19 protein-coding genes are annotated in these 24,473 nt (G+C 67.9%); 9 read left to right on the top strand and 10 right to left on the bottom strand.

Translation table 11 applies throughout. The annotated features are described in order from the left end of the window. The first annotated feature begins 52 nt into the window (after positions 1 to 52). Complete coding sequence (locus BO221_RS50430; protein ID WP_073568116.1) at positions 53 to 1,636, top strand: leucyl aminopeptidase; 1,584 nt, start codon at positions 53 to 55, stop codon at positions 1,634 to 1,636. 7 nt (positions 1,637 to 1,643) lie between these two features. Here BO221_RS50430 and BO221_RS50425 read toward each other — a convergent pair whose 3' ends face one another. The 7 genes from BO221_RS50425 to ruvB form a co-directional block, all read right to left on the bottom strand. After that, entirely contained in the window at positions 1,644 to 2,252 is a 609-nt protein-coding gene (locus BO221_RS50425) for a hypothetical protein (RefSeq protein WP_073568115.1), read from the bottom strand. Between the two features lie 91 nt (positions 2,253 to 2,343). Continuing rightward, on the bottom strand, positions 2,344 to 3,069 hold the full coding sequence (gene pyrF / locus BO221_RS50420) for an orotidine-5'-phosphate decarboxylase (RefSeq protein WP_073568114.1): 726 nt from the start codon (positions 3,067 to 3,069) through the stop codon (positions 2,344 to 2,346). Next, positions 3,066 to 4,331 (bottom strand): DUF4388 domain-containing protein, encoded by a 1,266-nt coding sequence (locus BO221_RS50415; protein WP_073568113.1) that lies wholly within the window; start codon positions 4,329 to 4,331, stop codon positions 3,066 to 3,068. Before BO221_RS50415 ends, pyrF begins: the two co-directional genes overlap by 4 nt. A gap of 14 nt (positions 4,332 to 4,345) precedes the next feature. Next, the gene (locus BO221_RS50410) at positions 4,346 to 5,431 is read right to left on the bottom strand and encodes a thioredoxin domain-containing protein (RefSeq protein ID WP_073568112.1); all 1,086 of its coding nucleotides are present in this window, start codon (positions 5,429 to 5,431) and stop codon (positions 4,346 to 4,348) included. Positions 5,432 to 5,505: 74 nt separating this feature from the next. Further along, positions 5,506 to 6,435 carry a UDP-3-O-acyl-N-acetylglucosamine deacetylase gene (gene lpxC, locus BO221_RS50405; protein WP_073568111.1) on the bottom strand — a complete coding sequence of 310 codons (930 nt, stop codon included), beginning with the start codon at positions 6,433 to 6,435 and terminating at the stop codon, positions 5,506 to 5,508. Positions 6,436 to 6,855: 420 nt separating this feature from the next. Further along, on the bottom strand, positions 6,856 to 8,310 hold the full coding sequence (locus BO221_RS50400) for a hypothetical protein (protein WP_073568165.1): 1,455 nt from the start codon (positions 8,308 to 8,310) through the stop codon (positions 6,856 to 6,858). Positions 8,311 to 8,342: 32 nt separating this feature from the next. Next, positions 8,343 to 9,383, bottom strand: coding sequence for a Holliday junction branch migration DNA helicase RuvB (gene ruvB / locus BO221_RS50395; protein ID WP_073568110.1), 1,041 nt, complete (start codon positions 9,381 to 9,383; stop codon positions 8,343 to 8,345). A gap of 115 nt (positions 9,384 to 9,498) precedes the next feature. On the opposite strand from ruvB, the gene BO221_RS50390 reads away from it, so the two are divergent. Beyond that, positions 9,499 to 10,740, top strand: coding sequence for a zinc-binding dehydrogenase (locus tag BO221_RS50390; protein WP_073568109.1), 1,242 nt, complete (start codon positions 9,499 to 9,501; stop codon positions 10,738 to 10,740). Continuing rightward, entirely contained in the window at positions 10,737 to 11,810 is a 1,074-nt protein-coding gene (locus BO221_RS50385; RefSeq protein WP_073568108.1) for a hypothetical protein, read from the top strand. The genes BO221_RS50390 and BO221_RS50385 overlap by 4 nt, the downstream gene beginning before the upstream one ends. Positions 11,811 to 11,821: 11 nt before the next feature. Here BO221_RS50385 and BO221_RS50380 read toward each other — a convergent pair whose 3' ends face one another. Continuing rightward, entirely contained in the window at positions 11,822 to 12,574 is a 753-nt protein-coding gene (locus tag BO221_RS50380) for a class I SAM-dependent methyltransferase (protein ID WP_073568164.1), read from the bottom strand. 340 nt (positions 12,575 to 12,914) lie between these two features. On the opposite strand from BO221_RS50380, the gene BO221_RS50375 reads away from it, so the two are divergent. After that, the gene (locus BO221_RS50375; RefSeq protein ID WP_233166634.1) at positions 12,915 to 14,186 is read left to right on the top strand and encodes a hypothetical protein; all 1,272 of its coding nucleotides are present in this window, start codon (positions 12,915 to 12,917) and stop codon (positions 14,184 to 14,186) included. 96 nt (positions 14,187 to 14,282) lie between these two features. Here the strand turns inward: BO221_RS50375 and BO221_RS50370 are convergent, their stop codons facing one another. Beyond that, a complete protein-coding gene (locus tag BO221_RS50370; protein ID WP_083682748.1) occupies positions 14,283 to 17,255 on the bottom strand; it encodes a kelch repeat-containing protein in 2,973 nt (990 codons plus the stop codon). A 250-nt stretch (positions 17,256 to 17,505) separates the two neighbouring features. Here BO221_RS50370 and BO221_RS50365 point away from each other — a divergent pair, with 250 nt between their 5' ends. From BO221_RS50365 to BO221_RS50350, 4 genes are all read left to right on the top strand, one after another. After that, complete coding sequence (locus tag BO221_RS50365) at positions 17,506 to 18,120, top strand: PH domain-containing protein (protein ID WP_073568105.1); 615 nt, start codon at positions 17,506 to 17,508, stop codon at positions 18,118 to 18,120. A 271-nt stretch (positions 18,121 to 18,391) separates the two neighbouring features. Continuing rightward, entirely contained in the window at positions 18,392 to 19,762 is a 1,371-nt protein-coding gene (locus BO221_RS50360) for a hypothetical protein (RefSeq protein WP_233166633.1), read from the top strand. Next, positions 19,752 to 20,411: a hypothetical protein gene (locus BO221_RS50355; protein WP_073568103.1), complete on the top strand. Its 660-nt coding sequence runs from the start codon at positions 19,752 to 19,754 to the stop codon at positions 20,409 to 20,411. Before BO221_RS50360 ends, BO221_RS50355 begins: the two co-directional genes overlap by 11 nt. Before the next feature lie 11 nt (positions 20,412 to 20,422). Further along, positions 20,423 to 21,979 carry a hypothetical protein gene (locus BO221_RS50350; protein ID WP_073568102.1) on the top strand — a complete coding sequence of 519 codons (1,557 nt, stop codon included), beginning with the start codon at positions 20,423 to 20,425 and terminating at the stop codon, positions 21,977 to 21,979. A gap of 66 nt (positions 21,980 to 22,045) precedes the next feature. Here the strand turns inward: BO221_RS50350 and BO221_RS50345 are convergent, their stop codons facing one another. Continuing rightward, positions 22,046 to 22,975, bottom strand: coding sequence for a hypothetical protein (locus BO221_RS50345; protein WP_073568101.1), 930 nt, complete (start codon positions 22,973 to 22,975; stop codon positions 22,046 to 22,048). A gap of 193 nt (positions 22,976 to 23,168) precedes the next feature. Between BO221_RS50345 and BO221_RS50340 the strand changes: the two genes are divergently transcribed. Beyond that, positions 23,169 to 24,473, top strand: coding sequence for a carboxypeptidase-like regulatory domain-containing protein (locus BO221_RS50340; protein ID WP_233166632.1), 1,305 nt, complete (start codon positions 23,169 to 23,171; stop codon positions 24,471 to 24,473).

The following is a 24,473-nucleotide window of genomic DNA, read 5'->3' as shown; positions in this document are numbered from 1 at the left end:
CACTCATGGCGCTACAGTCGCGACCCCCTATTTCCAGGAGCCCGTGTCCCTCATGAACTACAGCTTCATCTCCGGCGAGGCCGCCCGCGCGAGCGGTGAGCTGCTCGTGATTCCCCTCTTCGAAGGCGAGACCGGGGACAAGCCGCCCGCGGCGCTGGCCGGTGCCGACACGGCCTTCGAGGGCCGGCTGCTCACCGCCGCCACCCAGGAGGGCTTCAAGGGCAAGGGCGAGCAGAGCTTCGTGACGCATGCGCACGGCAAGCTCGAGGCCGAGCGCGTGCTGCTGCTGGGCCTGGGCTCGCGCAACAAGTACAACCCCGAGGTGCTGCGTCTGGCGGCGGGCCGTGCCGCGAAGACGGCCCAGCGGCTCAAGGTGCGCACGCTCGTGTTCTCCGTGCCCGAGACGCAGGACGCCATCGCCGCCCTGCGCGCCGTGGTGGAGGGCCTGGAGCTGGGTGCCTACCGCTTCGAGCGCTACAAGTCCTCGGCGAAGGAGGAGAAGAACGCGCCCAGGCTGACCACGGTGCGTCTGGCGCTGCCCGGCGGCGTGGAGAAGACGAAGGAGCACGATCAGGCGGTGGCGCTCGCGCAGCGCGTGGCCGAGGCCACCAACTGGGCGCGTGACCTGGTCAACGAGCCCCCCAACGTCGTCAACCCGGAGGCGCTCGCCCGGGCCGCGCAGGAGATGGCGAAGGAGGCCGGCATCAAGATCACCGTGGGCGGCCGCAAGGAGATCGAGCGGCTGAAGATGGGCATGTTCCTCGGGGTGGCGCAGGGCAGCATCAACGAGCCCAAGCTCATCCACGTGGAGTACACGCCGAAGAACGCGAAGCACGCGAAGAACGCCCCGGTGGCGCTGGTGGGCAAGGCGATCACCTTCGACTCGGGCGGCCTGTCGCTCAAGCCCTCCGACTCCATGATCGAGATGAAGACGGACATGGCCGGCTCGGCCGCGGTGCTGGGCGCCATGCGCGTCATCGCCACGCTCAAGCCGCCCTTCCCCGTGCACGCCTTCATCGGCTCCTGCGAGAACATGCCCTCGGGCAACTCGTACCGGCCCGGCGACATCCTCACGTCGCGCCTGGGCAAGACGGTGGAGATCACCAACACGGACGCCGAGGGCCGCCTGGTGCTCGGTGACGTGATGGCGTGGGCCACCGAGCACAAGCCGGCGGTGCTGATCGATCTGGCCACGCTCACCGGCGCGTGCGTCGTCGCCCTGGGCAACTACATCGTGGGCGCCTTCGGCGATCACGACGGCACGATGAACGACGTGCTGGACGCGGCGCGCGCGGCGGGCGAGGAGATGTGGCGTCTGCCAGTGAGCGAGCTGCAGAAGGACGCGCTGCGCTCGGATGTGGCGGACATGAAGAACTCCGGCGAGCGCTGGGGCGGCTCCATCAACGCGGCCCTCTTCCTCAAGGAGTTCGTCGGTGACACGCCGTGGGTGCACCTGGACATCGCCGGCCCGTCGGTGAGCCCCAAGGAGCGGGGCTACCTGGGCAAGGGCGGCACGGGCGTGGGCGTGCGCACGCTGGTGGAGTACGTGCGGCGCCGCGCCAGCCAGCTGGAAGGGAGCGAGGCCACCGAGGCTCCCGCTTCCAAGCCGGCACGCGGCGGCAAGTCCAAGGCCTGAGCCGGACTCAGGTCTGCTCGGGGGCGATGGGCAGCGGGCGGACGCTCTCGAAGAGGGCGTTCACCACCTGCGGCACATCGTCCGGCGCGGTGGCCGGCCAGGTGGCGAGCATCATGAAGACGCGATCGGCACCGCCGTCGCGCACCACCACCCGGCCCCGCACGTTGTCACCGACGGAGAAGTGGAAGCCCACGGCGCTGTCGGACATGGGCAGCGGCTCGGGCTCGCTGGTGACGAAACCGGGCTGGCTGCGCAGGCCCATCGTCAGCCGCTCGGCGAACTGGGCGGGCGAGGCCACCGCGGGCGCCACCTGCAGCACCACCTGCGCGCCGCTGCTCGGGTCACGCAGGACGACGGGGATGGCGAGCCCCTCCGGGGTCTGCTCGTCCGTCTGATCCAACTGCCACGTCCCGCCGGGCTGGATGAGCTCGAAGCCCATCGTCTGGTCCACATAGCGCCGGGAAGCCAGGTCCTCGGCGTCCATGGATTGACGCTGGGCCGACACACCGGAACCACCCGTCCCCGGCCCGGAGGGCTCACGCACCGCCTGCTTCGCCCCGCTGCACGCAGTGCACAGCGCGAGCAAGCCCCACCCCAACAACCGCCTTGCGTCCATGTGTTCTCCCCCGGCCGGATGGCCTTGGGAGCAACCTGGGGACGGTGGCCAGGAGCGGCCAGGGGATTGTCCAATCCCGAATGGGCCGCTGTCAGACTGTGGAAACTTCCTCGGCGATGGAACGCGCGGCGCTCAACGGATCGGCCGCGGTGTGGATGGGGCGTCCCACCACGAGCAGATCCGCGCCCGCGCGCACCGCGAAGGCCGGCGTCTCCGCGCGGCTTTGATCTCCCTTGGCGGCACCGGCGGGGCGGATGCCGGGCGTGCACAGGAAGGGCGTGGGGCCCAGCTCGCGGCGGAAGGCCTCGGCCTCGCGGGGCGAGCACACCAGGCCATCCACCCCCGCGCCCACGGCCAGCCTCGCCAGCCGCAGCGCCGCCACGTCCGGAGCGCCGGAGAGGCCCACCGCCGTCACGTCCTCGGCGGACATGGAGGTGAGCACCGTCACCGCGAGCACCCGGGGCGCCTCGTGGCCCTTCGCCCGGGCTCCCTCGCGAGCGCCCTTCACGGCGGCCTTCAGCATGGCCTCGCCCCCGGCGGCGTGCACGGTGAGCAGGGACACGCCCAGGGCCCCGGCGCGCGCGGCCGCCAGCTCCACGGTGTTGGGAATGTCGTGCAGCTTCAGATCGAGGAACACCCGGGCGCCCAGCTTCTGGAAGGCGGCCACGGCGGCTGGGCCGTGCTCGACGAAGAGCGAGAGGCCCACCTTGGCGTAGCCCACGTGGGGCGCCACCTGCTGGTAGAGGCGCAGGCCGTCCTCCAGCGGGAGATCCGCGGCGAGCGCGAGCTTGTCTCGTGCCTGGGAAACGTCCGTCACGAGAGTCCCTCCTGGAGCTCGCGGTAGCTGCGGTAGAGCCGCTCGGACATCTCGCCCGGCAGCACGTTGCGCGCGGAGAAGAGCGCGTAGGAAACGAAGGCGTCGAGTGCTTCGAGCGTCATGGCACGCGCCAGGGCCTCGCCGCCCCCGGAGACATTCTGGCGGATGCGCTCCACGTCCACCCGGCCATCCGGGCCGAGCGTCACGCCCTCATAGGCGGACTCCAGGCCCTGCTGGGGCGACTCGAGGAAGCCCTTCATCAGGTCCGGGTTGGCGCCCGCGAGGCGCAGCGCGGTGTGGATTTGAGCGAGCAGCGCGTTGAAGCGATCCTCGGGGCCGAGGGGCGCCACGGGCGGCGGGGGCACCGCCAGGAAGGTGCCGGAAGCGCGCCGGGGCATGGGCGGAGTCATGGCGCTCTTCTGCTGCACGAGGAGCGCCCCATCCCGCGTGCGCTCCTCCACCCAGGTGAGGAAGGAGTAGAGGCTGCCCTCCCAGACGGAGCGCAGCGCGCCCAGCGTGGTGCCGTGGGCGGCCGTGGCGAACAGGGCCTCCTCGCCGGGAGGAGGAGACTCGGGGCCGGCCACCACGGGCGTGTCGTCCGGGAAGTGTTTGCGCAGGCGCGTCACCACCTCGCCGCGCTTCATCCCCTGGAGGACCAGATCCCGCGTGCGCTCCTGGAGCTTCACCGAGTCGCCCTCGGGCGGGCGGCCCTCGAGGAAGAGGAAGCTGCCCTCGGACATCTCGAAGAGGTTGAGCACCACCTCGCGCACCAGGTACGTCATGGCGCTGTAGAGGTTGGCCTCGGAGAGGAATCCCTCGCGGGTGAGCACCGCGCCGATGCGCAGGGTGGGCGTCACCTTGCCGAGCGCCTGGTGCAGCTGCTCGGGGGTGACGAGCCCCAGCTGCACCACCACGGCACCGAGCCGCTCATGGTGCACGCTGGAGACGGCGAAGATGGGCTGCCCGTCGCGGAAGCTGACGGTGCGCTGCACCATGCCGTGTTGAAGGATGAGCTGGCCGCTGCGGATGCCGGAGAGGATGTGACCGAGCACCTCTTCCACGGACAGGGAGCTGAGGCTGCCGGCGAAGAAGCCGGTGAGCGCGGCGGGCTCCCGCAACAGAACCATCCCCTCGGGTGCATGGAAATGCGCCACGAGGGGACGGCCGGGGGACAGGCTGGCGGCGAGGGGGCGCTCCAGCTCGAGCACGCCCGGCTCACCGCTCAACCCGACACGAGGCGTGGCCTTGGGACGTTGCGCCACGCGGTTCTCTCTCCCTACTTCTTCGCCTGGAGCTCGGCGTCGATGACGCTCTTGAACTCGTCGAAGGGCTGCGCGCCGGACAGCAGGATGCCGTTGATGAAGAAGGCCGGCGTGCCGTTGACGCCCACCTTCTTGCCCTCGGCCAGGTCCGCCTGGACGATGGCGCCCTTCTCACCCGAGTCCAGGCACTTGTCGAACTTGCCGGTGTCCAGGCCCAGCTCCTTGGCGTAGCCCTTGAGCGCCGGCACCTCGAGCGCCTTCTGGTTGGCGAAGAGCTTGTCGTGCATCTCCCAGAACTTGCCCTGGTCCTGCGCGCACAGCGAGGCCTCGGAGGCCTTGGGCGCCTGCTGGTGGAAGTCCAGCGGGAAGTGACGGAACACCAGGCGCACCTGGTTGGGATAGGCCTTCAGCACCTGCTCCACCGACTCGTTGGCGCGGCTGCAGTACGGGCACTGGAAGTCGCTGAACTCCACGATGGTGATGGGCGCGTTCTCCGGGCCCTTCGCGGCGCCCGTGGCGGCCACCGTCTTCCGCTCGCGGGCCGGCTCCGGCAGGTTGAGCTGCACGTTGGCGTTCTTCTTCAGCTCGGCGAAGAACTCACGCGCGCGCTCCTGCTTCTTGGAGCCGGAGAGGAAGTCGACGATCTGCGGCTTCACCTGCTCGTAGGTGGTGCCCGGGGGCAGCCGCTCCTTGGCCTCGTCGTACATCTTCTTCAGCTCCGCCTCGGGCGGCTGCGGAATCTTGTCGTCGACCTCGGCCTTGATCAGCTGCTCCTCGGTCAGGTTGCGCTTCTTGGCCTCGGCCTGCACCAGGCGCTCCACCACGAGCCCCTCCAGCCCCTGCTTGCGCAGCTGGTGCTTCTGCTTGTCCAGGTTGGCCAGCTGGTCCTTGATGCGATCATTGAGATCACCAAACGTGATCTTCTGACCATCACCAAAGGTGGCCACGACCGCGTCCGGGCTGGGCTCGCCCGAGGCGGCGGTGGGGGTGGGAGTGGTCGCCGTGGCGGCGGCGGCCGGGGCCTTCTCCTTGTTGCATCCGGAGAAGAGAGAGGCCGCCAACAAGGCGGCCAGAAGAGTAGAAGTGGAGCGCATGAGCATGGGTACGGGTCCTTAGTCGAGAAAACCCCGCACTCGCAAAGAAATTTCTCATGCCCTCCAGGGGCCGCGTTTTGTCAGGCGACCAGCGGCTCGAGGGCGATTTCCGGCAGGCGCAGCTCGGGCAATTCCAGGTGCTTGCGGGCCGGGACGATCTCGTAGCTGGAGGGGTCCGCCAGGACGGCCTTCACCAGCTTCTGGTTGAGCGCATGGCCCGTCTTGAAGGCCTTCAGGTGGCCGATCACCGGGCGGCCGAAGAGGGAGATGTCTCCCACGGCGTCCAGGATCTTGTGGCGCACGAACTCGTCCGGGAAGCGCAGGCCGTCCGGGTTGAGGATGGAGAACTCGTCCACGACGATGGCGTTGTCCAGCGAGCCGCCGCGGGCCAGGCCCATCTTCTTGAGCATCTCCACGTCCCGGAGGAAGCCGAAGGTGCGCGCGCGGGAGATCTCCCGGTGGAAGCAGCGATCGGAGAACTCCAGATCGAAGGACTGCTCGGTGATGAGCGGGTGCTTGAAGTCGACGGTGCAGGAGATGCGGAAGCGGTTGGCGGGCGAGAAGCTCGCCTCCTTGTCCCCATCCGTCACGGAGACCGTCTTCTTGATGACGAGCAGACGGCGGGGCTCCTCCTGCTCGCGCAGGCCGGCCTCGGCGATCAGCGCGGCGAAGGGAGCGGCGCTGCCGTCCATGATGGGCACCTCGGGCCCGTCCAGCTCCACGCGCACGTTGTCCAGCCCCATGCCGGCCAGCGCCGACATCAGGTGCTCCACCGTGCTCACCTTCACGCCGTCCTTGCCCAGGGTGGTGGCCAGCGACGTGTCCACCACGTACTCGGTGAGGGCGGGGATGGAGACCGGACGCGGCGTGTCCGTACGGACGAAGACGATGCCGTGGTTCACCGGCGCCGGCAGCAACGAGAGGTTCACCGGCGCGCCGGAGTGGAGCCCCACGCCCTGGCAGCGGACGGGGTACGAAAGGGTGCGCTGGTTGTACGAGGTGTAAGCCATGTTCGGTGTCGCCTCTGAATCGATGCGGGTGCTGCTCGCCCTCCCCTCCCGGGGATGGGCCCGTCAATGTTCACTGCCCATCTGACGCGCCGCGTATCGATGCAAACCACACGCCACTGAAGCCCCCCTCCCGAGGACAACCCATGGGGTGCTCTCGGCTCCCCAAGTATTGGAATCCACTGGAGTTTCTGGCTGGTTTGCTTGGGAGACCCAAGCCACCGGTCCCCCGTCCCCCCTCGACTCGCTGTGCACCTACCCCGTCACCGTGACAAATGTGTCAGAACTTCCACACGCCGCACCCCGTCATGGCGCATCATTTGGCGCGTCCCAATAACGCAAGCGGCTGCCCGGAATCAAACGTTTGGCGAACGAATCCGTGACAGAAGGCGCACTTACGGTGACGGATTCACGACAACGGCGTCACCGGGTCGCCGCGAGGAAGCGATCCCGGAGCAGCTCGGCGTCGGCCCGGTCGAAGTTGAAACCCCGGAGCTGGGCGCGGCGGCTGACGGCGGCGAAGGTGTTCTCCAGCACCATGGAGAAACCGCGCAGGTCCTCGATGAGGCGCGTGCGGACGGCGGGGCCCTCGGGCGGCCAGGGCAGCTCGGTGAGGAGCGCGCTGAAACGATCGAAGGCCTCGTAGTCCACGTAGCGCAGCAACTGGTAGCTGCCGTCCTGGAAGTAGCCGAGGAAGGCCACGATGCTGGAGATGACGGCCTCGGCGGCGGGGACGTCGTCGTTGCGCAGGTGCCCCTCGGCGGAGCGGCACAACTGGGCGAAGACCCACAGGTCCTTGCGCAGACGCTCGGCGGCCTCCATGGACGAGGAGAGCTGCTCGAAGGGGGCCTCGCCGGTGGCGGAGCCGGGGGAGAGCGCCTCGGTGAGGGCCACCACCTGGGTCTGGAAGAGCAGGGTGAAGGAGTAGGAGGCGCGGGCGGCGGCGGCGCGATCCCGGTCCAGCTCGACGAGCACGTCCCGGGCGATGCGCTCCGTCTCACGGGCGATGTCGCGGGCGGCGCGCAGACACGTGGCCTGGAGGGGCTTGGGGCCGGCCCTGGGGGCCAGCTCGTTCTTCAGGTAGCCCGCGAGGCCCAGCGCCTCGCTGCGCACCAGGGCGAGCAGCACGCGCACGCGGCGGGGGATGGGGCCCTGCGAGTCCTGGCTCACGTAGGCCAGGTAGTGCAGCAGGCGGAACAGGCCCAGGTAGGCGGTGGTGAAGAGGGGCCGCGTCTCCGTGGGCACCGTGGCGAGCAGCGACAGCAGGCGCACCGAGCGCAGCCGGTCATACTCCAGGCGGAACTCGGTGAGGCGGAAGGGCCGGAAGTAGCGGTTGAGGACGATCTCCCGCAGGACGAGGTTGCCCACGTCGTTGAAGAGGCTCAGCCCGCACACCGGCAGCTGCAGCAGGTGGTCGATGAGGTTGCGCAGCGACTCGAAGGACTGGCGCAGGACGAAGAGGCTCTCCTGGGGCGTCTCCTGGTCCAGTTCCCCTTCGATCCGCGTGCGGCGCATGTTGTCGTCGGCGAGCTGCGTCTCGACGTAGCGGCGGAACTGGAGCTTCTGGTCCGAGTCCGGATCCAACAGGTGCCGGGCGAGGCGGATGGCCTGGCTCAGGGTGGCGCGGACGTCCTTGAGCTCCTCGCGGAAGTCGCGGGTGACGAGCGGCTTGTCCTGGGGATCGATGACGCCGTTGTCGTAGAGGTGGACGTAGCGCTCCACGCCACGCAGGAGCATCTCGAACTCGAAGAGGAGCTCCTCGCGGGCCTCCACGGGCAGGGCGCGCAGCCAGCGCTCGCGCTCGGAGAGGAAACCGGCGCGGTTGCCTTGCGAGGCGCGGACGAGATCCTCGTAGAAGTCACGGGGAACGCGGGACATGGAAGGAGCCGGGACGGCGGTGGCGGTGGTGCTCACCAGAGGGACCCCTGCCCACCGGAAGTGGGCGCCTTCTTGTTGAAATAGCTGTACGCATGGTGCGTGGCCGTGCGGCCGCGCGGCGTGCGCTGGAGGAAGCCTTCCTGGAGGAGGAAGGGCTCGTACACGTCCTCGATGGTATCGCGCTGCTCGCCCACGGCGGCGGCGATGGTCTCCACGCCCACCGGGCCCCCGCCGAACTTCTCGAGGATGGTGAGGAGGATTTTGCGGTCCATCGCGTCCAGGCCGGAGGCGTCCACGCCCAGACGGGTGAGCGCGGTGGAGGCCAGCTCCTGGGTGATGCTGCCATCGCCCTCGACCTGGGCGAAGTCGCGCAGGCGGCGCAACAGCCGGTTGGCGATACGGGGCGTGCCGCGGGCGCGGGTGGCGATCTCCCGGGAGCCATCGCGGTCCAGCTTCACGCCGAGGATGCGCGCCGAGCGGTTGAGGATCTGCTCCAGGTGCTTGGGCTCGTAGTACTCGAGCCGCTCTTGAATCTGGAAGCGGTCGCGCAGCGGCGAGGTGAGGAGGCCCGTGCGGGTGGTGGCGCCGATGAGGGTGAAGGGCGGCAGGTCGATCTTCATCGCCCGGGCGGCGGGCCCGGTGTCGATGGTGATGTCCAGCCGGAAGTCCTCCATGGCCGGGTAGAGGTACTCCTCGATGGCGGCGTTGAGGCGGTGGACTTCGTCGATGAAGAGGATGTCTCGCTCGTTGAGGTTGGTGAGCAGGCCGGCCAGGTCGCCCTTGCGCTCGAGCGCGGGGCCACTGGTGACATGGATGCCCACGCCCAGCTCGTTGGCCATGATGTAGGCCAGCGACGTCTTGCCCAGACCGGGAGGACCGGAGAAGAGGCAGTGATCGAGCGCCTCGCCGCGGCTCCTGGCCGCCTGGACGTACACCTTGAGCTTCTCGACGACGGCGCTCTGGCCCACGTACTCGTCGAACGAGCGCGGGCGCAGGGAGGCCTCGACGCGGACCTCGTCGGTGAGCGCCTCCTCTGAGAGTGTGTCGTCGGATTTCCGCTTCGCCTTCGCCATACCCCTCATTCCTCTGCCGTCACCCTACCAGAACGGCCCTGGTGTCGCGGCTCCTCTCGTGGGGCTAGAGTCCATGACCCCCGCCGTCAGCCCGCCTGCCCAGGGAGCTTGCCCCGTGAAGGGACTCGTTTTCGACCTCTCCATCCCCCGGTACGTCCTCGCCAAGGGGGTGGGGGGGATGTACCCGAAGCTGCACTACGGGCGTGGGAGCTGTCTCTCCCTGCGGGAGCTGGCCTCCCCCACCCTGCCTGGACCGGACTGGGTGCGGCTGCGGCCCCTGCTGACGGGGTTATGCGGCTCGGACATGGGGACGATCTTCTTCAAGATGAGCCCCCAGATGGAGCCCTTCAACAGCTTTCCGGCGGTGCTGGGGCACGAGGTGCTCGCCGAGGTGACGGAGCTGGGGCCCCAGGCGCGCGGCGTGGAGGTGGGGCAGAAGGTGGCGGTGAATCCGCTGCTGCCCTGCCGCCTGCGGGGCATCCAACCGCCGTGCAAGGCGTGCGCGGCCGGCCAGGAGAATGGCTGCGAGCACACGGCCGAGGGCTGCCTGGCACCGGGCCATCTGCTGGGCTACCAGAAAGATCTGCCCGGGGGCATGGGGACGGAAATGGTGGCGCATCCCACGCAGCTGCACCCTCTACCCGAGGGGGTGGGAGACAAGGCGGGCGTGCTGGTGGAGCCGCTGGCGGTGAGCCTGCACGCGGTGTTGAAGGTGCCGCTGAGGGACGAGGACAAGGTGCTGGTGATTGGCGGCGGGCCGGTGGCCTTCGCGTGCCTGTGGGCGCTCCGGGCGCTGGGCTCGCGCTGCCACGTGACGCTGCTGGCGGCCGAGGAGTACCAACTGCGGCTGGCGAAGCAGCTCGGGGCGGACGAGGCCTTCCGGGTGATGCGGGACGACACCGCCGAGGCCGAGGAGGTGGCGCGGCACACGGGGGCGAAGGTGTACCGCCCCATCCTGGGCCCGCCGGCGCTCACGGGTGGCTACGAGGTGACGTTCGACTGTATCGGCAGCGCGATGTCCGTGCAGGACGCGCTGCGCTACACGCGCTCGCTGGGGAAGGTGGTGCTGGTGGGGGCGGCGGGGATTCTCGAGCGGGTGGACTGGACAACGGTGTGGCGCAACGAGCTGACGCTGCTCGGCTCCTACGTGTACGGGCCGGAGAGCTTCCGGGGCGTTCGCCAGCACACCTTCGACGTGGTGTTGGAGTTGCTCGCCCGCCGGGAAGGCCCGGACCCGAGCATGCTGGTGACACATACCTTTCCGCTCGCGCGTTACCAGGAGGCCATCGAGGCCAACCTGTTCCGTGCCCGCCATCAGTCAGTGAAGACCGTTTTCGATCTCACGGTGAACCCATGAATACGTCCTTCCGTCCCCTCCCCTTCCTCAACGAGGCCCGTGCCGAACTGGTGTCCGGCGTGCGCTTGCAGAAGCTCCGCCGGGCAGCGCAGGAGGCGCGAGACGCCTTCACGGCCGGCGGTCCGGTGGCGGCGGTGGCCACGTGCGACCTGGTGACGTTCCCCTACCCGTCCCTGTTCGCCTTCAGCGGAGGGGCGCTGTCACCGGCGCCCTACGTGATGATGACGAACCGGATGCAAGTGGTGCAGTACATGGAGGACGGAACGACGCGCACCCTGCTCTTCAACCCGAGCGACTACGAGCGCGGCCAGGAAGCGCCCTTCTTCAAGTCGCTGCGCGAGAAGTACGGTGACTTCGTCTCGGACAAGGTGATGTCGCGGAAGTACGGGACGGTGCAGAGCCACCTGAAGGCGCTGGGGCTGAAGCCGGAGGACGTGGACTACATCGCGTTCGATCACCTGCACGTGCAGGACGTGCGGCGGTGGCTGGGCGGGGATGGGGAGCCGGCGTACTTCCCGAGGGCGAAGCTGCTGGTGCAGCGGGCCGAGTGGGAATCGGTGAAGAACCTGCACCCGTTGGAGAAGGTCTGGTACGTGCCGGGAGGGACGGACGGGGTGCCGGAAGAGCGCGTGGTGCTGCTGGACGGGGACACGTGGCTGGGCCGGGGCGCGGCGATCCTGTCCACGCCGGGGCACACGATGGGGAACATGTCGCTGGCGGTGGCCACGGACCGGGAGGTGTTCGTGGTGAGCGAGAACGGCGTGGCCTCGGAGAGCTACACGCCGCTGCAGTCGAGGATTCCGGGGGTGCGCGCCTTCGCCGAGCACATGGGCTGGGAGGTGGTGCTCAACGGCAACACCCGGGAGAACTCGCTGGAGCAATACTCGTCGATGGTGGTGGAGAAGGTGTTCGCGGGTCCGTCGCGAGTGGAGGGGGCGTTCGTGAACTTCCACCCGTCGTCGCTGCTGACGGGCTCGCTGGTGGCGCCGGGCCTGTCGCCGACGATCACCCTGCCCGCGCCGAACCACGGGGACATCCGCCCCACGGCCGCCGCCCGCCGCGCGGCCTGAGACCACCTCACTCAGCCCTTCCGGCAGTCGAGGAAGATGCCGGGCAGGTGGCGGAGGTAGTCCTCCCAGAACGCGCTGCCATGGCTGGCGCGTCCCTGCTCGGACAGCTCCGGCTGGAGCCAGCGTACCTGGGTGAAGCCGGCCTCCTCGAATGCGGAGCCGACGGTCTCCAGGCGCCAGTAGGTGTTGGACAGCTTCGGCGTGACGGTGTCGCCCAGGGTGAGCGTGAAGTGCATCAACTCGCCATCCTTCACGTTCTCGGGCACGAAGAAGTCGATGCCGTACTTGCGGTAGTAGCCCGGCGTGCGCGAGAGCCCCGGGTTGACGAAGTACGTGAGGAAGCGGCCACCCGGCTTGAGGTTGCGCGCGATGCCCCTGCCCGTCTGGACCAGTTCCTCGCGCGATCGCATGTAGCCCAGGAGATAGATGGCGACGGCGCAGTCGAACTGCCCCAGGCCCCCGAGCGAGACCGCGTCCCCCACCGCGTATTGGATGCCAAGGGGACTGGCGGCCTCGTGAGAGCGGGCGACCCGCACCATGTCCTCGGAGAGATCGACGCCCACCACGCGCGCCGCCCCCCACCTGCGGATGACCCGGGTAAAGATGCCGGTCCCGCAGGCCAGATCAAGCACCGAAAGGCCACTCAGATCGCCCAGCGCCCGGTAGAGCGAGAAGGCTTCGATGTGCTCGCGATACGGCAGCAGCTTGAACGTCTGATCGTAGCTGTCCGCGACGCCTTCGTACTGGTCACGCCTGGACTCCATGAACTCCTCCGCTTCCCGCTCTGGCATCGTCGATGCGTTGCTCGGGATGTTGCCTGAATGCTCGAGCGCACCCTATTGCCGGAAACGGCTTTTGTTCGACTTTTTTAGATAACAAGTCTTTCCGGTTTTGCGGCTTGACCCGGCCGAAAAGGCCGTGGTTCCCTGCCCCGCCATGATCCCTACCTCCATCAGGCAATCCCGGTTACCGCGAGGGTTCGGCCTTCTTGGCGCGATCGCCATTGCACTCGCGTGCCTGCATTGGCCAGCCACCGCTCATGCCCAGGCATGGACACTGACCAAGGCCCAGCGGCAGGCATACCTCCACTACTACGCCCCGATCGTGTTCAAGCGCGCCAACGCCAATGATGGCGACCATGGCCGGGACTGGATCACCCACTTCAACTTCGATCAGGACAACGACTTCTCGAACAACAAGCTCAACTGGAAGAACATCGGCGCCTACGTCGATGCTTCGCGCAACGGGCCGAGCAGCTATGAGAACTGGCGCATCCGCCCGACGCTCTACACCTCGCTCATCGAGTTCATGGATGGAGGGAAGAACCTCGTCCTGATCTATCACATCTATCATGCGCTCGATAAGAACGCCGCGGGGGACTACCAGTTGCACGACTGGGAGCGCGTGGAGATGCTCATCAAGAACGTGACCGGCTCACCGGGCAATGGTGAATCTGTCGCGTATTCCGTGGTGACCCAGCACAAGCGGAACGTCATCCGGCACCAGGGCAGCCCCCAGCTCAACTTCATGGAGACCTCGACCGGCAAGCACCTGATGATCTGGCAGGCCGAGTGGTCAGACAAGCTGGCGGCGGCCCACGGACAGGAATTGCGATTCGTGGTCGATCCGTACTCCTGGATCGCGGGCCGGATGGCAGGCTCCAATGCCGAACTCGATTTGAACAACGATGACGGCAGGAAGAACGTGCATTACGTGTTCGTGCCACAGGGCTCGGCTGGAGCGGTCTCGGCGTTCAATGCGAAGGTGCTCACCTATGCCACGGCGGATCAGCTCGCGAGCCGTTACGACAATGGCAAGACCGTCACCTGGCCGAACGTGAAGCGAATCTCCTACGAGCTCCAGGACCTGGCGGACATCCTGCCGACGCATTGGCAATACGGCGGCTACCAGACGCACTGGCTGACCGCGGCCCAGCAGGACTTCCTGCTCGAGAGCCCGATCCTCAATGAGTTCGGGCTGGCCGAGGCCGGCACGGGCATGCAGCGCTTCTACGCCAAGACCCGGGACATCGAGAACGAGGACGATCGCGAAGGCTATATCGCGAAGAAGTGGTTCTACGGCACCTATGAGCTCAATGCCGATGCCTCGGACTGGGGTGGCGGAGGCTCTGGCGCCTTCCATGACAACGCATGGGCCAGCACGGTGGTGGACTCCCGCGGACAGACGCGCGCGAGTGCGAGTGGCTATACCGGCTCGCCCTCCGCCTACTGGTGGCAGCACGACTACTTCGTCCACTCCGGACAGCTCGATTCGACCGAGGGGGTGGAGACGGGCTTCTGGCTGCCCGGACAGTGGTATCTGCCGTCGAACGGTGGATTCGACGGACGCTGGGTTCAGTTGTTCGACGATCCTTGACGCGCTGAGCACATGCCGAGGCCGGAAGTCGCTGATTTGTCATTGACTTCCGGCCATGGTGTTTCCGTCACGCTCCGCTACTCGCAGGCGATGGACTCAGAACGCGGGCGTGTAGAGCTCGCAGGACGAGTCAGGGGAGTTGTAGCCGTTGCTCCCGGCGACCAATACCTTGCCGTTGGGCAACAGCGTCGCCGAGTGCGCTCTGCGGTGCTCGAACATCGGTGACGTCCGAGCCCAGGTTCCCGTCACCGGGTCGTACAGCTCCGCATCCCGGATCAGCCCGTTCGCGTCTTCCCCTCCCGTGAGGAGCACCCGATCTCCGGACAGGAGCGTCGCCGTATGGTTGGCACGCGCCACGGACAGATCGCCCTGCTGAGTCCAGTTCCCCGTGGAGGGCGAATAGAGCCAGGAGTGCTGCGAGCCTCCCGCCACCAACACCCGGCCATCGGAGAGCAGCGTCGCCGTATGGGACATGAGCGGCTCCCCGGGGGGATTGGTCACGCTCCAGGTATTCGTCGTGGGATGGAAGAGCGCGGCCAGCGGGGTGTTCCAATTGCCTCCCACCACCAACACCCGGCCATCCTGCAGCAGCGTCGCCGTGTGTTGCCCCTGGTTCCAGGGAGCCGCCGGCAGGGAGGACCACGTGCCGGCCGCCGGGTCATACGCCTCCACCAGATCGCCATACCCGGTGCTGTTGTCGGCATAGCCGCCGACCACGAGCACCCGCCCATCCAGGAGCAGCGTCGCCGTGTGATACTCGCGGCCCCGGATCATCGAGCCGCTCACGGTCCAGGTGCCGGTATCCGGATCATACAACTCGGTCTCGGTGGGCTTGTTCTGGAACGTCGCGCCTCCCGCGATCAGCACCTTGCCGTTCTGCAGCAACGTGGCCGTGTAGTTGGCGCGGAAATGCTTCGCGCCGTCGGTGTAGCTCCATTGCCCCGTGGCCGGCTCGTACAACTCCGTGGTGGTGAGACTGTAGGTGGGGCCCACCAGCACCTTCCCGTTGGGCAGCAGGACGGCGCGGTGATTCATGCGTCCCCCGTTCAGAAAGCCCGTCCTCACCCAGTGGTTCTCCGTCTGGAACCGAAGGAAGAGAGGGACTCCGCCCAGGCCGCTCCCGTCCGCCCCGCTGAAGGGCGTGGCCACCAGCGTATGCGTTCCGGGCGTCAGGAGGACACCCGAGCTCAGCGTGTAGGGAACGGCGTTGTCGTATTGAGTGACGCCGTCGCAGACGATCCTCACGCTGCCCACGGCCGCCGGGAAGGTGTTCACCTGGAGTCTGCAACCATGCGGCAGGTCGACCGCCCGCAGCGTCATGCCATTGCGCAGCTCCTCGTAGCCAGGCACGGGCTGCCCATTGCCATCCACGATGGAGAAGCCAGTGACAGCACTGACGTGGTTGGGGAGCACGGGCGTGGTGGCGTGAATGGTGAGGACATTGCCGCCGAAGGTCCGCACCTGGAAGCCGGAGAAGTCCTCGTTGTAGGTGCGCGCCAGGTCCTGCAGCACCCGCAGCGCGATGAGCTCGCCCAGCCGCACCGCGTTCTCGTGGTCGGTGCGCCAGTGGACGCCCCCGAACAGCCGCCCCACCCCGACGTTCATGGCCAGCTTGTCCAGCTCGTTCTCGATCGTCAGCGCTGGCCCGGTGTAGGGCACCAGCGACAGCCCGTCCGCGCTCGGCACGACGGGGTTCTGCACCGGCAGGTCCGTCTTGAAGAACGCCTTGAGCATCGTCACGCCCGCTCCCACGTAGGTGGAATGGCCCGAGCCGTACGCCGGGTGCACGGGCGAGCCCTCGGGGAAGGCCTGGGCCAGCAGGTACGTGCCCCCCGTGCCACCGTTGAGCACCTGGTTGCGAGCGAACATCCGCTGCAGCACCAGCGAGCCGAGCAGCTCGGTGTTGACGGGATAGGTGCGCGCCCCGGTCTTCGTGTTGTGGACGCGGCCGCCGAACTCCTCCGGGCGCAGGCGCCGGTGCACCTGCCACTTCTGGAACCAGACCCCCACCAGCGCCAGCTTCATGATGCGGCCGATGAGATCCTGCCCATCGGCGTTGCCGAACGTGGCGAAGGAATCCTGCTTCAGGTACTGGCGGTACGGATTGTTCGGGTCGTGCACGGGCGGCGAGGACTTGCCATCCCCGTCCGTGTCGTTCCGCCCGCTGATGATGAGCGCGGCGTTGAGGCTGGATTGCAGTGGGAAGTCGTGGTGGACGAACTCGGCCAGGTCCCGGCCGTTGCGGAGGTAGCGCGGCGTCGGGTCCAGCGTTTCCTCCTGCGAGGGAAGCTGGCCGTTCTGGATGCGCAGCCACTCGGCGAAGCTGGAGACGCGGTCATCCCCCGCCACCCGCGTACGGATGCGCTGGGAAACGGTCTGCGCTCCGTAGGGAACATCCTGGAGCAGGAACTGGGAGATGAACGGACCCACCGTGCTGCCGGGCAGCGTGTCCCGGAACAGCGTGTCCACCGTCACCTGCCCGGAGGCCCGGGGGCCGCGAAAGACCCCGAGCTCATTGAGGCGCTGAAGGGTCTCGGTGATGACCGCGGGGGACGCGGCATAGTCCAGGAAGGACACGTCGCGGGCCAGCGCCATCCAGTACAGCTCCTCCATCTCCCCGGCGATCTCCCGGCTCGCGAAGGCCGGCGCGGGCGCCACGGCGAGCGAGTGGTTGTCCGCGCCCTCGAGCTGATAGGCGTACGCCGCCTGCGGGTTGACAAGCTTGCGGCTCCCTCCCAGGGTGATGGCCTCGAAGTCGAGGGGATTTCCGCTGGCGATGGCGGCCAGCAGCTTGTCGTACTCGAGCGTATCGACATCCCCGAGCCCGTCGTGCGGCAACCCCTTCGAGTAGCTGGCGAAGCGGCTGGGATAGCGCGCCTCGTCACCATTGCCGGGGTGCTCGGGCAGGGGAATGCCGCGCTGAAAGGCCGCGGCATCCACACGGACCTGCAGGGCCTCATCCGCGCGGGCCGTGCCAGGGGCTGGGACGGCCCATGAAGCATCGGATTCCCGTGGAGCGGCTGGTTTCTCTTCCTCTCGAAGCTGCGCGGCGGACTCCTGAGATGACATACATTCCTCCTTGTTGGGGCTGCGCTGCGGACGGAGGATGCGAGACGGGTCTGACACAATCACATATGTCTGATGATGGACCCACGCCCTGTCCGGTAAGCAACCCAATACATTGCATCCGCGAGAGGGATTCCCCTTATGCGGTGGCCAGCATGTCGTGGACCCGACACGCCCTCTCGGCTATGTTGACGCCGCGCCGAAAGGCCACGTCACGAACCCTCAACGCAGCACCTTCCCCAGGAGGATGAAGATGTTCGGAAAAATCGCCGCCGACGCCCTCGGACTCAGTGACATCGGCTCGGTCATTGCCCCGGCCGACTACGACAAGGTGGACGCCGACGACTACGTGATGCACGAGGACCAGGAGAAGATCTACTTCCTGATCAAGTCCAAGTCGGACGAGTACTGCTTCACCAACAAGGCACTCGTCCACCTCGACGGTACCAGCGCCACCAGCAAGAAGCGCATGCTGCGCCGCTACAGCTACAGCAGCAACCCGGTCTCTCACGTGCTGCTCGAGACCGCGGGCAACATCGACATGGACGTGGAGATCAAGTTCCGCCTGGGCGGCAATGACTTCTCGATCGACGTGCACAAGAAGCACCTCGAGCAGGTCAAGGACCTCTACAAGGCCCTGTTCCGCATCTCCGAGATGATGCACGAGAACGAGATCGCGCTCGGCCACGCCAAGACCAGCATCGATGTCGCCTCCACCACCCTCGGCCGCGGCCAGGCCGGTTCCACGCCCATCGTGGAGTCCTTCAAGGAGCTCAACCAGGCCGCCTTCGCCTGGCTCACCGGCGCTCAGCAGAAGTATTGGGTGAAGGATTTCGGCTCCGTGTTCGAGCGGTATATCAAGGCGTAAGCAGCTGAAACACCAGACGGGCGGCTCCATGTGAGCTGCCCGTCTTTTTGTCTGTATTTGCTGAACCTTCAAAGACCCTTTTTCTCAAAAAGCAAGACGCGGCCTGACTGTCCGCACGGTGGGCATGTGTGCTCTTGAGCGCACGCTGACGAGACTTTCCAGTTCAAGGCTTTTCAGGTATTCCTGTCTGTCTTGAGCAATCCCATCACAAGGAGGTCAGGTGCTTCGACGACTCATTCTAGGGGCCGCCCTATGTCTGTCGGGGGAGGCGTTGGCCAAACCACCCGCGGGCAATGTGTTCTGCGCCACCTACCCCACGGCACCCGCGTGCACCGGGCAGCAGCCAGCCTGTACCTACTGTCACGTCGCGCCGCCGCAGCGTAACGCCTTCGGCACCGCACTCGAGGCCCAGTTGGCGCCCGGTGCGCCGCGCCCGCTATCCGATACGGATTTCACGTACGCACTTCCCACAGCGTTGAGGGCCGTCGAGGCCCAGGACGCGGACGGCGACGGCGTGTCGAACCTCGTGGAGCACCAGCGAGGCACCCAGCCGGCCGATCCCAACAGCGTGCCCGTGGAAACGGGCGGCTGCGTGGCGGGCACCAGTCCCCACAACTCCCAGTACGACGTGTGCGGCTATGACACACGCTTCGCCTACCGGCGCGTGCTGCTCGACTTCTGCGGGCAATCCCCCACCTATGCGCAGCTCAAGGAGTTCGCCGCGTTGAACGCCGATGAGCAGCGCTCGCGGCTCGACGCCGAGCTCGACCGCTGCACCACCAGCGAGTTCTGGCGCGGCAAGAACGGGCAGCTGTGGAAGCTGGCGCACCCGAAGATCCGCCCGGTGGGCTCGCTCAAGGCCGGCGAGGACAAGGGCGCCATTCCGCTCGCCGACTACTATGACGACTACAACCTCTTCGCTTACTCGCAGCTCGACGACCACGACGCACGCGAGGTGATGACGGCGAAGTACTTCGTGCGCCGGGACACCAACCCCACGCGCTACTCGGTCGCGGCGACGCTGCCGACGCAGTTCGTCGACGAGGCGCACCGCGCGGGCAACATCACCTCCTCGTGGAGCCTCATCTACTTCGTGATGTTCACCGCCCTGCCCCGCAACGCCGCGTCACAGGCCTACCGCGCGTACCTGGGCCTCGACATCGCCAAACAGGAGGGCCTCTACAGCATCCCCGGCGAGCCCCGCGACTACGACGCCAAGGGCGTGACGGCGCCGACCTGCGCCGCCTGCCATGCGACGCTCGATCCGCTGAGCTACCCCTTCCGCAACTACCAGGGCCTTTCCCTCACGGCCCGCAACACCTCGGCCCGCTACATCCCCAGCCGCCTCGAGACGTACTTCAGTGACGTCGCGCCGGACATCACCCAGACGCCCGAGGCCGGTTACCTCTTCGGCAAGCCGGTGGCGGATCTGGTGGAGTGGGCACAGGTGGGCGCCAACAGCGACGCCTTCGCCATCGCCACCGTCACCGACTACTGGAAGCTGCTCATCGGCCACGCCCCGAAGCCCGAGGAGCAGGCCGAGTTCGTCTCCACCTGGCAGCGCTTCAAGGGCACGCACGGGTACCGCGTGCAGCGCATGCTTCACGATCTGATCCGCACGGAGGCCTACGGTGCGCCCTGATTCTCTTCGCGTGTTGCTCCTGTCCGCCGCCTGCACCCTCACCGCCTGCCCGGCGCCCACCCCCTCGGGGCCGGACGCTGGCACGCCGGACTCGGGGACCCCCACGGAGGTGACGCGCTCCTCGCGCAACAACCTGCGCTTCAAGGGCCCGGAGCGGCTGGCGCTCGACTTCGCCACGGCGCTGTCCCTGCCCGTCGAGCAGGTGTGCAACGAGCTGGGCCAGTACCCCTGCACGACCTATGTGCACACCGTGGCCCTGGGCGGGGTCGAGCCCTACGGCCTCGGCTTCTACGAGCCCCTGCCCTTCACCGGCGTCACCACGCCCATCGCCGTCGATCGCGTGGCGCTGGCGGCCTGTGGGCAGCGCGTCACGCTCGACACCACCACACCCTCCACGGCCGTCATCTTCGGAGGCATCGGGCTGGACGCCCAGGGCCGCCTGGCGAACCGCGAGGGCGAGCCGGTGAAGAACGCCATCACCGCGCTCTACCAGCGCGCCCTGCTGAGAGATCCCACGGAGGCCGAGGTGGGCACGTTGGTGCAACTGGCCACCGACATCGAGTCCACGGGAAGCACCGCGCCCGGCCGCGACTGGATGAAGGCCGCCTGCTTCGCCGTCCTCTCTTCCGCCGAGTCCGTCTTCTTCTAAAGGGAAACGCCATGTCACTCCGCAACAATGGCCGGCTCTCGCGCCGGGAGATGTTGAAGGCGCTGTCTCTGTGCGCCGCGGGCTCCACGACCCTGGGCTCCCTGCTGACGGGATGCCGTGATTCGCTGCGAACCCCCGAGTCCCTCGAGCGCCTCGGCGGCCCGCGCCGCGACCGCCTCGATGGCAAGCCCCGCTTCCTCATCGTGGTGGGCGCCGCCGGTGGCGCCTCCATCGTCGACAGCTTCCTGGCGGTGCGTGCCTCGGAGGCCGGTGCCAACGCCTCGAAGCTCAACACCTTCGCCGACGCGCAGGTGCAGGGCGTGGACGGCTCCCCGTTCCGCGCCGTGAAGGTGAGCAGCCCCCGGCTGGGCAACATCCCCCAGGCGGTGAACACGGATCAGCTCCCCTTCGTGCTCAAGCACAAGGACTCCATGCTGGTGGCCACCTCGGTGGGCACCTCGGTGAACCACGTCATCGCGCAGAAGCGCAGCATCACCGGCAACGCCGTCTGGCGCGGCCGGACGCTGCAGGAGTGCGTGGCCCTCCAGTACGGCGCGGGCGTCCCCATCCCCAACGTCAACATGGCCATGGGCGGCTACTCCGAGCGCGGCACCGACCACTCGCTGCCCTCGTACTGCTACGGCGAGGTGGTGAGCAACGCCTCGCTCTGGCCGCTGGGGCTCGATGGCAGCAAGGGCCTCAAGGACGCGCCCCCGCGCGACGTGGTGGAGCTGGCCCGGCGCACGCGCAACACGCTCGACTCCCGGTCCGTCTTCGGGAAGACCTTCGAGAACGCACCGGCGCTCCAGCGCTGGAACGAGCAGCGCATCGTGGGGCAGCCCGCGCTGGAGGCGAGGGACCTCATCAACCGCCTCAACGTGCTGCCCAACCAGCCGCCGGCGATTCCGCTCTCCGAGTACGGCCTGTCCAGCTCTCCCGATGGGGAGCGGCTGCGCGCGCTCTTCCCGGACTACATGACCGATCCCGTGCAGAGCCAGGCGGCCCTGGCCTTCCTGCTGCTCAAGTACCGGGTGTCGGTGACGGTGACGCTGGGCCCGTCCTTCAACGTGGCGGTGGGCAGCACGCGCGAGCAGTTCATCGCCAGCCCGCCCCTGGCCTTCGACTTCAGCCACACCGAGCACCGCTCCGGCCAGGCCTTCATGTGGTCACGGGTGATGGGCGTGGTGGACAAGCTCATCGATCTGCTCAAGGCGGAGCCCTTCGATGAGACGAGCGGCGAGAGCATGTGGGACCGCACGTTGATCTACGTGGCGACCGAGTTCGGCCGGACGCGCAATCGGCCCAACGACGCGGTGGAGTTCAGCTCGGGGCATGACCTCAACAACGGCTTCCTGATGCTCTCCCCGATGCTCAAGGGCAACACGGTGCTGGGAGGCATGGACCCGCTCACCGGGCTGACCTACGGCTTCGACCCGCGCACCGGAGCGCCCGAGCCCGGCAAGATGACGACGAACGAGCCCGACATCTACTCGGGAATCCTCACCGCCCTGGGCGTCGACACCTCGGGCAGCGGGCTCCCCGACGCGAGCGCCTTCGTGCGCACCTGAGTTGCTCCACCCGGGACCCCGGAGTCTGACGGGGTCCCGGAGTCCAGGGGCAGAGGACCGCCGGTCTCACCGGAGTTGGACGCCACAGTCTTCGCAGGCCACCGGGCTGCTGAACGGCACGTGCCTGTCCTTCCCCCCCTCGGCGAGGGTCTTCGGTGTCCCCGAGCAGGCCGGGCACTGCGTGACACGGGCAGCGAACCACCACGAGAACAGCGTCACGGCCATCCAGGCACAACACCACTGGTACTTGAAGCTCTTGCTCCAGGGAGCGACCATCGTCGTGGCGATGGCGGCGCCCAACGCAACGAAGCTCAACGCGCCAAACCCCAGCCCATAGATGCGCGCCCGCCGCTCGTAGGTCTCTCGCACCCAGCCGGTGGACTCGAGCGCTTCCGAGGCCGCCGTCCAGCCCGGTGCCGGACCCGACTCGGAAACCTGGGCCCGAGAGGCTCCAGCGAGTGCCTGGGCAGCCTTCGAGGCCCGCTGTGCCGCCAGGGAGAGGTGCTCGTCCCCCCACAGGGCGCTCGCCGGGAGGTACACCTCGCCCCCCGCGATTCTCGCCCCGGGATGCTCCGCGAAGAGTTCCCGCAGGGGTGCTCGGAGCGCCGGCTCACGCAAGAAGCGGATGGTGCCCGCCGGGTGGGAACTCTGGACATGGAGGACCTTGTCGAGCTCGGGGACTCCCACCTGGATGTCCTGTCCCCTGGGGCCAGGGCGGCGCAGCACGAGCCCGGCCGGCAGCGGTGCGTCCACGGTGATGCGGATGTCACAGCCTCCCAACGGTCCCACCAGGAGCTTCACCAGGCTCCCGCGAGAGCGCCCCGTGTAGCGCCCCTGTGTGTCGGAGACGTCCTGATCCGACACCTCGAGGCGGAGCGCCGCCGCCATCACGTCCAGCTTCCGGCGCCGGACCGTCTTCATCCACCTGTCCCAGAAGAAATGAAGGCCATAGAGCGAGAGGAAGAACCCGGCGACGATGAATGGCGTCCAGTCCATATGTGGCACCTCCTATAGCGCCCACCCGCGGCGTGCTCCATAACTCCGCAAGCCACACCCGCGAGCCCTCCTTGTTGCTCCACCGTCGACAGCACGGGGAAACACGGTGTGGCCACACTCTCCGAGAAGACGGCGAAGACGGCGCTGGTACGCACCGTGCAACTCCCGCCGCATCCACCCCCCGGAGAACCCGATGATGCGACGCTCGTCCCTGCTGGTGCTTCCCGTCCTGTTTGGCCTCGCCTGTGGCGAGGGCGGCACCGATCCCCTTCCCGCCGAGGAGCTCCAGGCCAGCTCCGCCGCGCTGTCCGCGGTCTTCTCGGGCACGGTCGTCGATGCCAACAACCGGCCGATCGCCAATGCCCGCGTGACGGTGAATGGCATCACCCGCATCACCAGCAGCACGGGGGCGTACTCCCTCTCGGTGACGGAAGCGCAGACGGGTTACGTGCTCGACATCCGCAAGGACGGCTACGGCCCGGTGAACAAGCTCCAGATGACGGGCCAGCTCAGTCAGGTGCACGTGCTCCGCAAGGCCTATACGCTGCAGATCAGCCCCACGGTCAACACCGTCGTCCAGGACCCGGGCTCCGGCATCCGCGTGGACGTGCTCGCGAACACCCTGCGCACCGCGACGGGCGCGCTGCCCTCGGGCGGCGTGCTGTTCTCCATCGTGCCGCACGGCCCGGACACCATGCCCGGTGACTTCACCGCGCGCAACGCGGCTGGCCAGACGGTGGCGCTCGAGACCGTGGGCGCGGTGACGCTGTCGGCCGTGGATGGCCTGGGCAACACGCTCGCGCTGGCCCCCGGGGCCTCGATGAACGTGCGCCTGCCCGTGCCCGCCGTCCTCGGCGGCACCATGCCGGCCTGCGTGCTCAACGGGAGCTGCCGGACCGTGATGTGGCGGTTCAACCCGTCCACGGGTCTGTGGATCGAGCAGAGCACCAGCCGCCAGTTCTCCACCACGGCCACGACGTTCCAGCTCACGGGCGTACGCCAGGGCGGCACCATCGATCCCGCGGATGGCCTGGGCACCTGGAACACCGACATCGAGAAGGTCAACCCGTCCTGCTCCATCATCGAGTTCGTCAGCATCCCCCTGCCTTGCTACAACCCGCTGGGCGCGAGCACCGAGCCCGGGCTCACCCTGAGCCTCTCGCAGACGTCCTCGGGCGGCGCGGTGTGGACGAGCAACGGGACCGTGCGCTCCACCGCGACGTTCATCGCGCAGTACAACCTCCCCGCGAATGCCCCCCTGCAGCTGGCGGTGGCGTTCCCGACGGGCGCTCCCGCCTACTGCGCCGCCAACCTGTCCCTGAGCGCGACCCCGGGGCCGTTCACGGTCGTGGGTAACGCCATCCAGTACAACTCGGGCGCGCCCGCCTCCGCTCCGGGCTATCCGAAGGACCTGAGCGGCAACCCGGTCGACTTCACCGACGTGGCCACCGGCAATCACACGTGCAACTCGCACATCTACATCTCGACGCACCCGTAA

This window comes from Archangium sp. Cb G35, from assembly GCF_001896145.1.
In the GTDB taxonomy this organism is placed as follows: domain Bacteria; phylum Myxococcota; class Myxococcia; order Myxococcales; family Myxococcaceae; genus Archangium; species Archangium violaceum.
The sequence above is the reverse complement of the archived record's forward strand: the minus strand, read 5'-3'. Positions and strand labels throughout refer to the sequence as shown.

Excerpts from the sequence above, each read along its gene's own strand:
- BO221_RS50345 (WP_073568101.1), bottom strand. The coding sequence starts at position 22,975 with ATGGACTGGACGCCATTCATCGTCGCCGGGTTCTTCCTCTCGCTCTAT.
- BO221_RS50380 (WP_073568164.1), bottom strand. The coding sequence starts at position 12,574 with ATGGAGTCCAGGCGTGACCAGTACGAAGGCGTCGCGGACAGCTACGAT.
- lpxC (WP_073568111.1), bottom strand. The coding sequence starts at position 6,435 with ATGGCTTACACCTCGTACAACCAGCGCACCCTTTCGTACCCCGTCCGC.
- ruvB (WP_073568110.1), bottom strand. The coding sequence starts at position 9,383 with ATGGCGAAGGCGAAGCGGAAATCCGACGACACACTCTCAGAGGAGGCG.
- BO221_RS50350 (WP_073568102.1), top strand. The coding sequence starts at position 20,423 with ATGTCACTCCGCAACAATGGCCGGCTCTCGCGCCGGGAGATGTTGAAG.
- BO221_RS50400 (WP_073568165.1), bottom strand. The coding sequence starts at position 8,310 with ATGTCCCGCGTTCCCCGTGACTTCTACGAGGATCTCGTCCGCGCCTCG.
- BO221_RS50430 (WP_073568116.1), top strand. The coding sequence starts at position 53 with ATGAACTACAGCTTCATCTCCGGCGAGGCCGCCCGCGCGAGCGGTGAG.
- BO221_RS50340 (WP_233166632.1), top strand. The coding sequence starts at position 23,169 with ATGATGCGACGCTCGTCCCTGCTGGTGCTTCCCGTCCTGTTTGGCCTC.
- BO221_RS50425 (WP_073568115.1), bottom strand. The coding sequence starts at position 2,252 with ATGGACGCAAGGCGGTTGTTGGGGTGGGGCTTGCTCGCGCTGTGCACT.
- BO221_RS50410 (WP_073568112.1), bottom strand. The coding sequence starts at position 5,431 with ATGCTCATGCGCTCCACTTCTACTCTTCTGGCCGCCTTGTTGGCGGCC.
- BO221_RS50370 (WP_083682748.1), bottom strand. The coding sequence starts at position 17,255 with ATGTCATCTCAGGAGTCCGCCGCGCAGCTTCGAGAGGAAGAGAAACCA.
- BO221_RS50365 (WP_073568105.1), top strand. The coding sequence starts at position 17,506 with ATGTTCGGAAAAATCGCCGCCGACGCCCTCGGACTCAGTGACATCGGC.
- BO221_RS50385 (WP_073568108.1), top strand. The coding sequence starts at position 10,737 with ATGAATACGTCCTTCCGTCCCCTCCCCTTCCTCAACGAGGCCCGTGCC.